Origin of the sequence: Niallia circulans, from assembly GCF_007273535.1 — a bacterium.
GTDB lineage: Bacteria > Bacillota > Bacilli > Bacillales > Cytobacillaceae > Niallia > Niallia circulans_B.
The window spans coordinates 1,007,286-1,022,626 of the sequence record NZ_RIBP01000001.1 but is presented as its reverse complement, the minus strand read 5'-3'; the positions used below and the strand labels follow the sequence as shown (position 1 = coordinate 1,022,626).

Genomic DNA, 15,341 nt, shown 5'->3' with positions numbered 1-15,341 from the left:
TATACTATGTAATCGTGATCACTGGTTTTTTACGCCGATTTTTTGCTTTTTAAAACATAGGGTATTTTTTATAGCATTTTTTTATCCATATACATAGCATACTATGTATATGGATAAAATTAGTTATATACATAGTATGCTATGTAAATCTAATAAGGGAAGAGGATAGAAGTTATGGCGAAAAATTATAAGGTATTAGCAGAAGAAATTATTAATCTTATAGGAGGAAAAGAAAATGTTGAAAACGTATTTCATTGTGCTACCCGTTTAAGATTTAATCTGAAAAATTTAGAAAAGGCTCGAGAAAATACGGAAGCAATAGAAAAAACTGAAGGGGTTATTCAAGTAATTGTTCAAAATAGCCAGTACCAAATAGTCATTGGACCTGATGTTAGTAAAGCATTTGCAGAAGTTAGGAAAATAATAGGTGAAGATCAGATGGAGTCCACCAGCATAGAAGAGTCTTCTAAACAAGATAAAACAAAATCTGATAAATTCTTCGAAGCAGTTTCAGGTATATTTACCCCAATTGTTCCAGTATTAATGGCCTCCGGAATGATGGGTGCTCTTGTTACTATCTTAAAGCTAACTGGCGTGGTAACGGAAACAAATCCAACATATTACCTAATGAATATAGTATATGAAGCGGGCTTTTATTTCTTACCTTTCTTTATTGCATTTTCCTCATCTAGAGTATTTAAAGCAAATCCATTTTTATCTATGCTTTTAGCAGGGATTATGTTACATCCAAATGTTTTAAATTTTGCCGATCATGGAGTCAAGAGTTTAAATTTCCTATCAATTGCAGTTCCAACAATAGATTATAGTCGTGCTGTATTACCGGTTATTTTAGGAGTCTGGCTTTTATCTTATCTAGAACGACTCTTTAATAAGTTTTATCCTGATATAGTTCGAGCGTTTATGGCTCCGTTATCTGTTATGCTTGTAATCTTGCCGATCCAATTAATTGTTATCGGCCCATTAGGTCATTATATTGCTGGATTCTTAGGTTCTGGTGTGGTGTGGTTAGGTGATAACTTAGGTTTCTTTGCAGTTGGTATTCTTGCATTCTTTACACCACTAATGATTGTAACAGGAACTCACTCTTTTGCATTCCCTGTTATTGTTGCAACACTAACGAGTATTGGTTATGACCAATTGTTAATGCCAAGTATGCTAGCAGAGAATCTTGCTATGGCTGGATCTGCATTTGCTTGTGCACTGATAGCAAAGGATAAGAAAAAGCGGTCAGAAGGTTTGTCTGCTTCTCTAACTGCAGCATTAGGAATTTCAGAACCTGCTATGTATGGTGTCAATTTACCGTCAAAATATGGCTTTATTGGAGCAATGCTTGGAGGATTAGTAGGTGGAATATTTGCAGGAATATTTAAATTTAAAATGTTTATGATAGCTTCGTCAAGTATCGTAGGGATTCCAGCAATGATTAATGACGAAGGAATTCAAAACTTAATTATAGGTTTATTAACCATTGTAATTTCATTCGTTGCCAGTGCTTTATTTACCTGGGGTTTAGCAAAATCAAGTTTTGACTTTAATAAAATTATGAAGAGAAGAGGTAAGGATTATGGAATGTAATTTCCTTTGGGGAGGATCAACTTCAGCGTTTCAATATGAAGGTGGAGGTAAAGAAGGTGGAAAAGGGTTAAGTATATACGACATTCGAGAACAAAGAAAAGGAGTTAAATATTCAGAAGCTTCAGAATTCTACTATCATTATAAGGAAGATATTGCCCTAATGGCTGAGATGGGTTTTAAAGCATTTAGAATGTCTATCTCTTGGACTAGAATATATCCTAATGGAACAGAACAGGAACCAAACAAAGAAGGTATAAATTTTTATATTAAAGTTTTTCAAGAATTAAAGAAATATAATATTGTACCGGTAGTAACACTTTTTCATTGGGATATGCCACAGGAGTTAGTAGAAAAATACAATGGGTTCAAAGACAAGGGATTCATTGAACATTTTGAAAGATATTGTAGGACTTGTTATGAAGAATTCGGAGCATACGTAAAGTACTGGTTAACGCTTAATGAAAATAATCTAGGATTATTGATTCCCAATATGTTCCTGGATGAAAAAGTCTCACCAGAAGATGATCAGTTTGAACAAATAAAATGGGATATATATATCAATTCTTTAATCTGCCATTTCAAAGCTGTCCAACTAGGGCATGAGTTGGTACCAAATTCTCAAATAGGTTGTATGTTAGCTAGTGCTTTTGCTTATCCCCTTACTTCTGATCCTGTAGATGTACTAGAAGCACAAAAACATAATCGGGAAACGATGTGGAATGATCTAGATATTCTAACAACCGGTAAAATTGATGAAACACTTTACACAAGACTTAGTGAAAGAAAGGTAAACATTAAACTTAGCAAAGCTGAAAAGGAATTAATGGAAGACCCAAATGCCAAAATTGATTTTATTTCTTTTAGTTATTATTTTAGTATTTGTATGCAGGATAGAGACCCTAAGAAAGTAAAAGAGGCTGAGACTGTTCAGTTGCTTTATCAAGCTTATCACAATCCATACTTGCCGAAGACATCCTTCGGGTGGCAGATTGACCCCCTTGGACTCCGAATATTTATGAATGAACTATATGATCGTTATAAGCTTCCATTAATGATTGTTGAAAACGGTTGCGGTGTGGAAACAGATCAATTAACGGATGATAAAAAAGTACATGATGATTATCGAATAGAATATCTTGAAAAGCACATTAAACAGGTATTATTGACTGTAGAAGAAGACCACGTACCTGTTTTTGGCTATTTACCATGGGGATGTATTGATTTATATAGTGCTAGTGGAAATAGAAATAAGAGATATGGATTTGTATATGTTGATTATGATAATCAATTTAAACGTTATAAGAAAGATAGTTTTTATTGGTACAAAGAAGTTATTAATTCTAATGGATTAAATGTAAAAGGAGACATGAAATGATTATTCAATTGGTAGAAAATACTGTTAAACCAGGAAAAAAAGAGGAGTATATAAAAAATGCAAAAGAATTTTGTAAAGCAAATAAAGAGAACGTTGATGGGTGTCTAGGAGCTTACGTCCTTACAGATAGTGAGAAAGAAGATAGTGTGTATATTGTTAATGTATGGGAATCTCAAGAACGGATGGGTAGTGAAAAAGCTGGAGGGATTTTCCTGAAACATAAAGCATCCTTAAAACCTTACTTCGTAAAAAATGAAACAACATTACTTGAACTGGTATAGAGAGGTATAGGTATGTTATTTAAACGAAAAAGTAAAAGTGTTGAACTGTATGCGGTTGGTAATGGGGATTTAATAGATATAAAAGGTGTTAAAGACCAAGTGTTTTCAAGTAAACTAATGGGAGAAGGATTTGCTGTTCTACCTTCAGATGGAAATGTATTTTCACCAATTGAGGGTGATGTTGTCAGCATATTTAACACGAAGCATGCTATAGGACTTAGATCTAAAAATGGAATAGAAATATTAGTTCATATGGGTTTAGATACCGTTGAGCTTAATGGTGAAGGGTTTGAGTTATTTATTTCTGAGAATGAAAAAGTAGCAGCAGGGCAACAGATTGCTAAAATGGATTTGGACTTAATTAAAAGTAATGGCAAACAAACGGATATTATTGTTGTTATTACAAATTCATCTGAAATAAAAGAACTTTCCATAATTAATTTAGGGGATAATGTTAAGAATAGTCAACTAGTTGGCCAAATCAATCTCTGATTATAAACTAATTTTAAGGTCTGCTGGATAGATAATTTACAAGGGATCGTCAATGACGGTCCTTTTCTTTTTGTAATAGATGGTGATTATCCGTGGTAAAAGATAAGCTGATAGTGTTTATATGATTAATGCTTAGTGGAATGATGCTTAAAATTAATTGGCATTACAATTTTTTCGGTAAAAAGCGAACTTAATTTAATAATTTAAATTGGAAATTTAAATATGGCTAAACCTTTGATATATACGGGATTAGACGTTTTTATTTTTTGTAATTCATAAAAACACTACTTTACCTGCTGGGATAATAAATCCATTTTAATGAATGTCCCTAACAATAGAATACATATGGTAAAGAATAGTGATGTTTATTTCATTGAATCAATCTGATAGGATTTAACTGACAATCAGAGAAATCATTATAAAAGAAAAAATAAAAAAGAGGATGATGAAAAAAGTACGAATGTTAATTATAGGTAATAAATAAAGCTTTTATCTGGAGGGAAATATAATGACTAATATGCACTATACTCTGCCTCAACTACTTACATATGAATTAACTGATCAAAAGAATATTTCAAATCATTATCATAGAGAAGCGGAGTTTCTTTATATATTAAAAGGAACTTTGGATGTGAAGATTGACAAGGAAGAATTTAAACTTTTTCCTGAAGATCTTATCGTGATAAATTCCACACACCAACACTCATTTAGTACAAATGAGGAAGTTTTGTATGTTATTTTTCATATAAATTATCAAATGATTTTAAAGCATTTGCGTTCATCAAATATCTATTTTTTATGTAACTCCTCAATAGATGATCAACATAAATATTCGGTTTTAAAAAATATTATAGAAAATATTCTTAAATGTTATTACGAGGATACTCACTATAGCAGTATCAGTTTAAATATGTATAATTATCAGTTAGTAGAATGCTTAGTTAAAGACTTTTCTATACAACAGCTTAATTCTAATGATTTAGGGGCTAGTCGTAAAAATGACATTCTAGTTTTTGTAGAAGCTAATTATCAAAATCCTATTGGCTTAAAAGATCTTGCGGATTTTCTATTCCTTTCGCCGGCTTATGTATCTAAATATTTTAAAGAAGTTTTTGGAATGAATTTTTATAAGTTCTTAAATGAATTTAGATTAAATCAAGCTGTTAAGGAGCTTAAAGTTTCCAAGCTTTCTATTACATCTATAGCGATGAATAATGGTTTTCCTAATGTAAGTTCATTTAATAAGGTTTTTAAGGAAAAATATCAAACAACTCCACATGATTTTCGAACTAAACATATTAGTTTTATAAATAAACAAGATACTTTGAAAAAGAATGAACTAATAATAAAAATGAAAAAAATAATTAGTAATAAAGAAGTTAAAAATGACGTTTATCGAGAAGAAGTTTCTGTTCTTGAGTTAGATGGCAATAATGAAAGTTCTTTCAACAAGTATTGGAAAAAAGTAATTAATCTAAATAAGGCATCTAGGCTATTGGGGTTTAATTCGGAAAACCATATTATTAAACTAAAAAAAGAATTGGGTTTTGAATACGGAAGAATTTGGGACTTGTTTTCAAGTGAATTAATGATCTTAGAACAAGATTTAATTACTAAAAAGAATTTTTTTAATCTAGAGAGAATTTTTGACTTCTTAATGGATAATAAAATTAAACCTTATATTGTTTTAAATCCAGAGGTAGATATGCTCCTTTTAGAAACGAATGATAAAAGCCAAACTCTTAATGATTTTCTTCATTTATTTAAAAGCTTTGTGTCTCATATTGTTAATAGGTACGGAATTCGACAGGTGAAGGAATGGTATTTTGAAATTAGTGGTGCAATCAAGAATGACAATTTAGAGATTAATGAATTTTACTTTACTTACTTCAATAATATTAAGCGAATTTTGAACGAGTTTTCTCCGGGATTTAAGGTGGGAGGAGCTGGTATACCAATTCATTGTGGTTCAGAAACAATAAAAGAGTTGTTGATAAAATGGCACGATAATGAGTGTAAGCCTGATTACCTTACATTACAATCCTTTCCGGATTCTTCCTTACATATATCTGGAGAACAAAACATAAGGAGGCTTTTAGACGGACAATATATAAAAAACCAGGTATTAATGGTAAGAGAAATATCGAAAGAAGTGAATTTTGAAATTAATGATATACAATTATCAATATGGAATTTTACTCTCTCTCAACATAATTTTTTAAATGATAGTAGCTATAAAGCTGCATATATTATTAAAAATATTATTGATTGCTATGGCCTTTTAGAAGGAATGGGTTACTGGTTTGCCCTAGACTCTCTTTCTTCATCCGCTAATACCCCTTTACTCTTATATGGAAGCCCAGGACTGTTAAGCAATCAGGGACTGAGAAAACCTTCCTATTATGCTTATGCATTCCTTAATATTGGTGAAGGAAAGTATTATTTAGGTAAGGATGATAATAGTTTTATTACATCTGATGGTACAGAGAATTACTTTATAGTCTGTCAAAATGTTGGAAGATTGAATTATAAATACTATCTAGAACAGTATCAAGGGCATGAACGTATTGTATATTCAGATATTTTTGAGCAAATAGAAAAAAAGGTTCTTAACTATAGAATTTGTAATGTAAAGAATGGAACATATAAAGTTAAAATACAATCGGTCAATGAGGATCATGGAAATATACAACAAGAATGGTTTAAATTGAACTCAGGCATGGATCTTAGTAAAAGTGAAATAGATTATCTAAGGGATATTGCTTTACCAAGAATGAAAATACACGAAGTAAATGTAGAAAACGGGACATTTGAATTTGAAACCATTTTGGAAAGAAATGAGATTCAAAGTATTCGAATAACTTATCAATATTAATTAAAGGATATCTAAATTTAGATATCCTATTTTTTATGAATGATAACAAAAATTCATATCGAATTATTAATATTCTACTTTTGAAATAACCTTTTGAGTAAAAATTTACATTCTAATTCGCAGAAAACAAACTATTGAAAGTGTTTACAATAAATTATTATTAAGGTGTAAAAGAGCTCTATTGAAGGAGGATAATGTATGAGTTACAAACAAACAGCAAAAGACATCCTTGAAAACATAGGTGGCAGTGAAAATATTAACTCTGTTTCTCATTGTGTAACTAGGTTAAGGTTCTCAATAAAGGATAAGTCTAAAGTCAATGATACAGCTATTAAAAATTTAGAAAATGTAAGCGGTACAGTAAATCAAGGGGGACAGTATCAGGTAATTATTGGAACAACAGTAGATAAGGTCTATAAAGAGTTTATAGAAATGTCTTCTTTTGATACAGAAAAAGACCATAAAAAGAATAAAAAAGAAAACAATTCGGAAAAGAAATCTTTAGGTAACCGTGTGCTAGATGTATTCATCAGCTGCTTTACACCAATAATACCGGTTATTGCTGGAGCAGGAATGATTAAAGTACTATGCTCCATCCTAATTAACCTGAATATTCTTTCAGATGGGAGCCCGACTTTAGCAATTTTAACTATCCTTGGTGATGGTGTCTATTACTTCTTGCCTTTCTTTGTTGCTTTCACAGCTGCACAAAAACTGAAAACAGATCACTTTACAGCAATGGTTTTAGCAGCAATTATATTACATCCTAATTTTATTGCATTATCAGCAGAAGGAGCAACTTCGACTAGCTTCTTAAAAATTCCAATGCAATTGTTTGATTATAGTGCTCAGGCAGTACCAGTAATATTAAGTGTTTGGATATTATCTTATGTGAATCGATTTACTGACAAATATAGTCCAGCGACTATTAAAGTATTTTTAAGGCCAATGCTAAATATATTGATTGTTGCCCCTATAATGCTTATTGTATTTGGACCTATTGGTGCAATGGCAGGTGAGTATTTTGCGAGATTTGTTGACATTATGAATACATGGGGTTGGATTGCGGTAAGTATAAATGCAGTTATTTATCCTTTCCTTGTACTAAGTGGAACACATAATGCTTTAATTCCTTTGATTGTTACAATGTTTGCTACAAAAGGTTTTGATCCAGTATTAATTGTAAGCGGTTTGGTGGTTAATATAGCTCAAGCAGGTGCTGCATTTGCTGTTGCAACAAAAACTAAAAATAAAGCAATGCGAGGAACTGGAATTTCAGCAGGTATTTCCGCAATATTTGGTATAACTGAACCTGCTTTATATGGTGTCAATCTTAGACTAAAGAAGCCATTTATTGCAGTTCTAATTGGCTCTGCGTTAGGGGGAGCAATTGCAGGATTAACTGGAGTTACAGCCTATTCATTTGTAAATCCAAGTGTTGTCTCATTACCAATATTTATTGGAGATGATGGATTTATGTCTCTCCTTTGGACAATTATTTCTATTATAGCTGCTTTTATTTTCACGTTTATTGCGGTAATGATTTTAGGATTTAAGGACATCCAAGGTAAAGAAAATGACAAAAACAAAAACGTAATAGATAAATCAGAAGAAATTTTGGTAGAAGGAGAGAAAGTTGCTAGTCCTTTAAAGGGACAGTCAATTCCAATTACAGAAGTAAATGATGCAACTTTTGCGTCTGAAGCAATGGGAAAAGGTGTTGCTATTATTCCATCAGAAGGAAAAGTAGTTGCTCCATTTGACGGGACAATTGCAATAGTTAGTGATACAAAACATGCTGTTGCTATAGTTAGTGAAAAGGGTATGGAAGTCCTAATACATGTAGGTATTGATACAGTTAAGTTGCAAGGTGAACATTTCCAAACCTTTGTTAACGTGGGGGAAAGTGTGAAAAAAGGAGATCTTCTAATTGAATTTAATTTAAATGAGATTGAAAATCTTGGATATGATGTAACAACCTCTATTATAGTAATGAATTCAAATAACTACAAAAATTTAAATAATGAGATAGGTATAGTTACTTATGGCGATACCGTTTTAAATGCATAAGGAATGGGAGAGATAAAAATGACTAATAAATTTCCAGAAAACTTTTTATGGGGAGCAGCTACATCCGCAGGACAGGTTGAAGGTGGATGGGATAAAGGAGGGAAAGGGCCAAGTGTATTAGACGTACTAGGGGGAAGTATAGATGGTAGTGCGTTCAGAATTCAAACACATGAGGTCAAGCCAGACGTTTATTATCCTGGACAGGTAGCAAGTGATTTCTATCATAATTTTAAAGAAGATATCCGGCTTTTTGCAGAGCTGGGTTTAAAAGCATATAGAATGTCTATTGCATGGAGTCGTATCTTTCCAAATGGAGATGAAACAGAACCTAATGAGGAAGGTTTAAAATTCTATGATGAAGTATTTCATGAATTAAAAAAATACAATATTGAACCTATTGTTACTATTCTTCATTATGATGCTCCACTTAATTTAGCTAATAAGTTTGGTGGCTGGACGAGTCGAGATATGATTAATTCATATTTAAATTATTGTGAAGTATTATTCACCCGTTATAAAGGGAAGGTAAAACACTGGATTACATTTAACGAGATTAACTGTCTTTTAGTACCATTTGGTATTCTTACTGCTGGTGCAGTAAATATACCAATCAAATCTGAAGAAAATACGAAGAAAATCCGCATACAAGCACTTCACCATCAATTTATTGCTAGTGCAAAGGCTGTAGCAATGGGACATGAAATTGACGAAGATAATAAAATAGGTTGTATGATTGCATATATGTGTAGTTATCCTTTAACTTGTCGACCAGAAGACATTAGATTAGCACAGGAACACGATCAGATTAAAAATATGCTATGTGGCGATGTTCAAGTGAGAGGATACTACCCAAGATATGCAGAACGCTATTTTAAAGAAAAGAATATTGAGCTACAGATGTTACCTGAAGATGAGGAAATATTGCGCAAAGGGAAAGTTGATTTCTATTCAATGAGTTACTATATGACAAACTGTATAGGTATTGAAGAAGATCAAGAAATGATGTCTGGTAATTTAGTAATTGGAGCCAAGAACCCATACTTAAAAGCAACGGAATGGGGATGGCAGATTGATCCATTAGGATTGCGTTGGGTATTAAATAATGTTTATGATCGTTATCAAATTCCTATTATGATTGTAGAAAATGGTATGGGAACTACTGATATAGTTACGGAAGATGATAAGGTATTTGACGATTATCGAATTGATTATCTAAGTAGGCATATAGATCAAATGGCTAAATCCATTGAAGATGGTGTAGAGTTAATAGGTTATACACCTTGGAGTGCTTTAGATTTAGTTAGCCTTTCAGGTGGTACTATGCGGAAAAGATACGGATTTATATATGTCGATACAGATGATCAAGGAAATGGAACTTTAAAAAGAATAAAAAAAGAATCCTTTTATTGGTATCAAAATGTAATAAAAACAAATGGGCAAGAAATTAATGGGACGAAGTTAAATCAATTTCAGTAGACAATCAATACGAATAGAGCTTCCCTTTCAATTAAGGGGAGTTCTTTTTTATATTAACTGGAGAAAGTTTGTGAATGTTTACACTTAAACTAACGGGTGCAATAGTTAAACAACAGGTACAATATCTACTGTATCAAGAAAACACCAAGAAAATTAAGAAATACATAAATGCAATTGCTGCAATCACAATAATGTATTATTACTTCTTTAAAAGAAAGGATTAGAAAAAATACTTTATTGCCACAGTATTCATCAATAATTCCTTATCTTTTTTTTGAGTAATTATATAACTATGCAAGACTTAGCGGATAGATTTTATATGACAAAAGCGGCAATTGCCTTGAAAATTGAAATGATCAAGAAATGGATGGATCGTTTCGAAGGAATAGATTTAGAAGTAAATAGAATTAATGTGTTTTTGGTACATGGAAATGAAAGAAAAAAACGCGCATATTGTGCACAGAATGGTACAATTTATGCTTTTAAAAGCCTCCCACTTCCAATAGTATTGTTAAAATATTAAATTCAAAAAAACAAATGAAATAAAATTAGACAAAGGTCAAGATATTCCAATTGACTATAAACGAATGAACGTTTATTATAGAATTTATGAGAAACAAAGACAAAAATAAAAATGAAGCTATTTTTCAAGCTACCATTCAACTATTAAATGAGGTCGGCTTCTCGGATATATCAATGTTTAAAATTGCCAAGCGTGCTAATGTTTCCCCTTCAACTATTTATATTTATTTTAAAAATAAGGAGGATATGTTAAGTAAGCTTTATGCAATGGTCAAGCAAAAGATGAGTAATCAAATTCTTGCGGGAATAGAGGATACAATGCCTATAAAGACTGCGTTTGAGATTGTTATTCGAAATCAAATTGAATTTATATTTAATTATAAAGCTGAATTTCTATTTCTGGAACAATTTAGCAATTCCCCTTTGCTACAAATTTTATGTTTGGAGGATTCAAGCTACATGTTCCTTCCATTGTTTAAACTGGTTGATAGGGGAATTGAGCAAAAAATTTTAAAAGAATGTGACATTTTGTTGCTGTTAGTTCAAGTCCATGCGCCAGTTGCGGCACTTGTTAAGCAGCATTTTAATGGTGAATGGAAACTAAATGAGAAAAATATAGGTGACTTAATTGAACTGAGTTGGGATGCTATTAAAGCTTAGGCTATTTCATTTTAATATTTTAAGAACGAACGTTCATTTAATTTGAATTTAAGGAGTTTGAAAATGATACTTGGAGAAGAACAGTTGCGAAATACAAGTTTACGAAAACAACAATCGAAAAACTTTAGTAAAGGAAAATTTAAGTATCCAAATGAAACGCCGATTGACTACAGTTTTAAGGCTTTGCTACCAGTGATGCTTGATTATATTAAAGGAAATCCCAATAAGCGTCCTACTGAAACACTTCGGGTTCAACAAATATCAACACTTACCAGCAAATCAAATAAAGCATCTGTTACATGGTTAGGGCATTCTACTTCAATAATCCAATTAGATGGCAAATTATTATTGTTAGATCCAAACTTTGAGGCATATTCTTCTCCTTTTAAATTAGGCGGAAAACGTTATAGTAAGGAGCTACCAATAGAGGTTCATAATCTTCCTGAGCTTGATGCTGTACTTATATCACATGACCACTATGATCATTTAGATTCTAAAACGATAAAGAAATTAACTAATAAGGTTAAAATGTTTCTTGTTCCATTAGGCATAGGAAGCCATCTGCAAAGATGGGGGATTAAGGCAGAACAGATTATTGAACTTGACTGGTGGGAAGAAGCTGAGTTTTTCGGTCTAACGTTTCGTTGTACACCAGCAAAGCACTCATCTGGAAGAGGAATGTTTGATCATAATGCTACCTTATGGTGTTCATGGATTATTGAGGGCAAGGATGAAAAGATATTTTTTGGTGGAGATAGTGGTTATGGTCCGCACTTTAAGGAAATTGGTGATAAATATGGCCCGTTTGATGTAACGCTCCTGGAAGCTGGACAATATGACAACAGCGGCTGGTGGCCATTGCATATGTTGCCAGAGGAAACAGTTCAAGCTCATATTGAACTCCAAGGTAAAACCTTGCTCCCAATTCACTGGGGGGCATTTACATTGGCAATTCATGATTGGGATGAGCCCATTGAACGTGTTCTGAAAGCTGCAGTTGAAAGAAACGTTATTGTTGCTGCACCTCGCATTGGCGAAAATGTTGACATTGGTTCGACTCAAGGACCAGTATTTCCTTGGTGGAGAATATATAAGGGGGGATGCGATAGATTGTAAGCTGTTTAAAAGATTGCCCTGTAAATAGTGACGTCTAAACTAAAAGTAAAGAAAGAGGTAAATATAATGTGTAAAACTCATGCTTTAAGTGTTTCAAGTGCTAATGCGCAATTTGAAAAAACAACAATTGAGAGAAGAGAATTGCGTCCTGATGATGTATTAATAGATATCAAGTTTAGTGGGATATGCCATACTGACGTTCATATGATACAAAATGATAATGGGTACTCAAGATTCCCGATGGTTCCTGGACATGAAATGACAGGAGTTGTTGAAGCAGTAGGTACAGAAGTGACGAAGTTTACTGTTGGTGATCGGGTTGGAGCTGGGCCTCTTGTCAATTCCTGTGGAGAGTGTGAGAATTGTCTACAAGGTGAAACCATGTTTTGCACAAAAGGAATGGTTATGATGTATAACTCTCAAGACTATGATGGTAGTGTAACATATGGTAGTTACAGCCAAAAAATTGTCATAAAACAAGACTATGTTCTCCGAATTCCGGACAATTTAGAGTTAGACGCTGCTAGCCCACTACTTTGCGCAGGAGCTACAGCTTACTATCCATTGAAGCACTGGGAAATAGGACCAGGTAAAAAAATAGCTATTGTAGGCATTGGGGGAATAGGCCACTTAGCCATTAAATATGCCCATGCATTAGGTGCAGAAGTTACTGCCTTAAGTCAGACTATGGAAAAGGAAAGCGATGCATTAAAATTTGGTGCAGATCATTACTACGCAACAAGTGATCCAAATACATTTACAAAGCTAGCAGGCCAGTTTGATGTTATCTTAAACACTACATCAGCAAATCTTAATTTGGATGCGTATGTTTCTATGCTTAATATTAACGGTACATTTGTTATAATCGGTGATTCTGGAAAGCCTCAACAATTTAATACGCTTAGCATACTGATGGGACGTCGCAGAATTGCTGCAACTCCAGGGGGTGGAATTCCTGAAACACAAGAAATGCTTAATTTCTCCGCACAACACAATATTGCCCCTGAAATAGAAGTAATAAATGCAAATCAAATTAATGAGGCGTTTGATAGGCTTAAACGTAATGATGTAAGGTATCGATTTGTTATTGATACATCTACTTTGTAATTAAATCTAGTTGAATATTTTCTTTATCAAGAAGTTACCAAATGAAGGACACGAGAAACATATGAAGACTATACTTTTCTATAACTTGACTATAACAGAATGTTCGTTATTATGGATATATGAGAAAAAAAGATAATAATAAAAAAGAAGCGATTGTGAAAGCAATCATCCAACAAATTAATGAAATTGGCTTTGTGAATGTCTCCATGTCTAAAATTGCTAAAGCAGCTGGCGTCTCTGCTTCAACCCTGTATATTTATTATGAGAACAAGGAGGATATGATCCAAAAGGTTTACTTGGACGTTAAAACACAGATGCTGCTTGACTGTTCTAAAAATTTAACTTCTGAAGCTCCGGTTAAGCAATCTATTATGCAATTTTGTGAAAATATCCTTCTATTCCTCAAGAACAGAGGAGATTATTTTATTTTTTTAGAGCAAGCTTCTAATTCGCCTGTTTTAAATTCTTTATCGGTAAAAGATTTTGATACATCAAGTCGCATGGTTTATCAGGTCTTTGAAAAAGGCATAAACGAAGGTATTTTAAAGCAAACGAATCCCAATATACTTATTGGATTTTGTATGTATCCTATTTCCCAAATTTATAAGGAAAATCTTAATTCCAAGGAATATATCAATGAGGTTGACTTTATAGAAGTATTTCAAATGTGTTGGGATGCAATTAAAGCATAAGCACTCTCTTAGAGTGCTTTTTATAAATTATTTTTAAAAACGAACATTCATTTATTAAGAAGGAGTATACTTATGAAAACAAAAACCATTTTAATCACTGGTGCAACGGACGGAATTGGCATGGTGGCTGCTAAAGAATTAGCCAAGCAAGGACACAAAGTCATTGTTCACGGCCGTAACGAAAATAAAGCCAAAAAAGTAGTAGATGAAATAAAAGCATCTACTGGAAACAATGAAGTTGATTATATACTAGCAGACTTATTCTCTTTTGAGTCTATCAAGCAAATGAGCATTAATTTTAAACAACGTTATGATCACCTTGATGTTTTAATCAATAATGCTGGAGCTGTTTTAGATAACGAACGCTCCATTACGAAAGATGGCATTGAAAAGACGATGGCATTGAACGTTTTAGCTCCCTTGCTTTTAACGCAATTACTACTGGATATCTTAAAAAAAAGCAAAGATGCACGGGTGATTAACATGTCATCAGCTTCCCATCGTGCCAGTGGAAAACCAAACATGGCAGATCTGAACCTTGAGGAAAACTATTCCGCACAGAAAAGATATGGACTATCTAAGCTTTACGTGATTTGGAACACACGTCATATGTCTCGATTACTTAAAGATCAAGGAGTAAATAATGTTACAGTCAATGTGTCACATCCTGGTGCAGTTGCCACAAATTTTGGTCAAGACAGTGATAAAGGCATTATAACAAATCTTATATATAAAATCGCCTTGCCAATTATGGCGAGCCCAGAAAAAGGAGCTTCAACAAATGTATTTTTAGCTACATCGCCAACTGTAACAGGCATTACAGGAAAATACTTCGGCAATTCTAAGGAAATCAAACCTTACGATCGCTTCTACTCAGTCGAAAATGAAAAAACGGTTTGGGATTATTGTATGAATGTTATTAATCCATATTTATTATATAAGTATTAACGGGTAAAAGGACTTTTTGTAGTCCTTTTATTTAGTTGAGTTACATTTATTTTAACATCAGTTAGACAAAATGGAGACTTAATAAAAAAATGTTTTGTTTCAGTTACAGTCTTTCAGGGTGAAAAAAGGTA

General features: G+C 32.7%; 13 protein-coding genes. All 13 read left to right on the top strand.

Annotated features, from left to right (window positions below):
- Positions 1 to 174: 174 nt before the first annotated feature.
- On the top strand, positions 175 to 1,596 hold the full coding sequence (locus CEQ21_RS05885) for a PTS transporter subunit EIIC (protein ID WP_185763682.1): 1,422 nt from the start codon (positions 175 to 177) through the stop codon (positions 1,594 to 1,596).
- The gene (locus tag CEQ21_RS05880) at positions 1,586 to 2,971 is read left to right on the top strand and encodes a glycoside hydrolase family 1 protein (protein WP_185763681.1); all 1,386 of its coding nucleotides are present in this window, start codon (positions 1,586 to 1,588) and stop codon (positions 2,969 to 2,971) included. Before CEQ21_RS05885 ends, CEQ21_RS05880 begins: the two co-directional genes overlap by 11 nt.
- Positions 2,968 to 3,252 carry an antibiotic biosynthesis monooxygenase family protein gene (locus CEQ21_RS05875; protein ID WP_185763680.1) on the top strand — a complete coding sequence of 95 codons (285 nt, stop codon included), beginning with the start codon at positions 2,968 to 2,970 and terminating at the stop codon, positions 3,250 to 3,252. The genes CEQ21_RS05880 and CEQ21_RS05875 overlap by 4 nt, the downstream gene beginning before the upstream one ends.
- A 12-nt stretch (positions 3,253 to 3,264) precedes the next feature.
- On the top strand, positions 3,265 to 3,744 hold the full coding sequence (locus CEQ21_RS05870) for a PTS sugar transporter subunit IIA (RefSeq protein ID WP_185763679.1): 480 nt from the start codon (positions 3,265 to 3,267) through the stop codon (positions 3,742 to 3,744).
- Between the two features lie 508 nt (positions 3,745 to 4,252).
- On the top strand, positions 4,253 to 6,619 hold the full coding sequence (locus CEQ21_RS05865) for a GH39 family glycosyl hydrolase (RefSeq protein WP_185763678.1): 2,367 nt from the start codon (positions 4,253 to 4,255) through the stop codon (positions 6,617 to 6,619).
- A 198-nt stretch (positions 6,620 to 6,817) separates the two neighbouring features.
- Entirely contained in the window at positions 6,818 to 8,689 is a 1,872-nt protein-coding gene (locus CEQ21_RS05860) for a beta-glucoside-specific PTS transporter subunit IIABC (RefSeq protein WP_185763677.1), read from the top strand.
- Positions 8,690 to 8,707: 18 nt separating this feature from the next.
- Positions 8,708 to 10,165, top strand: coding sequence for a glycoside hydrolase family 1 protein (locus CEQ21_RS05855; protein WP_185763676.1), 1,458 nt, complete (start codon positions 8,708 to 8,710; stop codon positions 10,163 to 10,165).
- Between the two features lie 274 nt (positions 10,166 to 10,439).
- Positions 10,440 to 10,688, top strand: coding sequence for a helix-turn-helix domain-containing protein (locus tag CEQ21_RS05850; protein WP_268878976.1), 249 nt, complete (start codon positions 10,440 to 10,442; stop codon positions 10,686 to 10,688).
- An 86-nt stretch (positions 10,689 to 10,774) separates the two neighbouring features.
- Positions 10,775 to 11,347 (top strand): TetR/AcrR family transcriptional regulator, encoded by a 573-nt coding sequence (locus tag CEQ21_RS05845; RefSeq protein WP_185763674.1) that lies wholly within the window; start codon positions 10,775 to 10,777, stop codon positions 11,345 to 11,347.
- A gap of 63 nt (positions 11,348 to 11,410) precedes the next feature.
- Positions 11,411 to 12,463: an MBL fold metallo-hydrolase gene (locus CEQ21_RS05840; RefSeq protein ID WP_185763673.1), complete on the top strand. Its 1,053-nt coding sequence runs from the start codon at positions 11,411 to 11,413 to the stop codon at positions 12,461 to 12,463.
- A gap of 66 nt (positions 12,464 to 12,529) precedes the next feature.
- Positions 12,530 to 13,570: an NAD(P)-dependent alcohol dehydrogenase gene (locus CEQ21_RS05835; RefSeq protein WP_185763672.1), complete on the top strand. Its 1,041-nt coding sequence runs from the start codon at positions 12,530 to 12,532 to the stop codon at positions 13,568 to 13,570.
- Between the two features lie 119 nt (positions 13,571 to 13,689).
- A complete protein-coding gene (locus CEQ21_RS05830) occupies positions 13,690 to 14,262 on the top strand; it encodes a TetR/AcrR family transcriptional regulator (RefSeq protein WP_185763671.1) in 573 nt (190 codons plus the stop codon).
- Between the two features lie 72 nt (positions 14,263 to 14,334).
- The gene (locus CEQ21_RS05825; protein ID WP_185763670.1) at positions 14,335 to 15,210 is read left to right on the top strand and encodes an SDR family NAD(P)-dependent oxidoreductase; all 876 of its coding nucleotides are present in this window, start codon (positions 14,335 to 14,337) and stop codon (positions 15,208 to 15,210) included.
- Positions 15,211 to 15,341 lie beyond the last annotated feature (131 nt).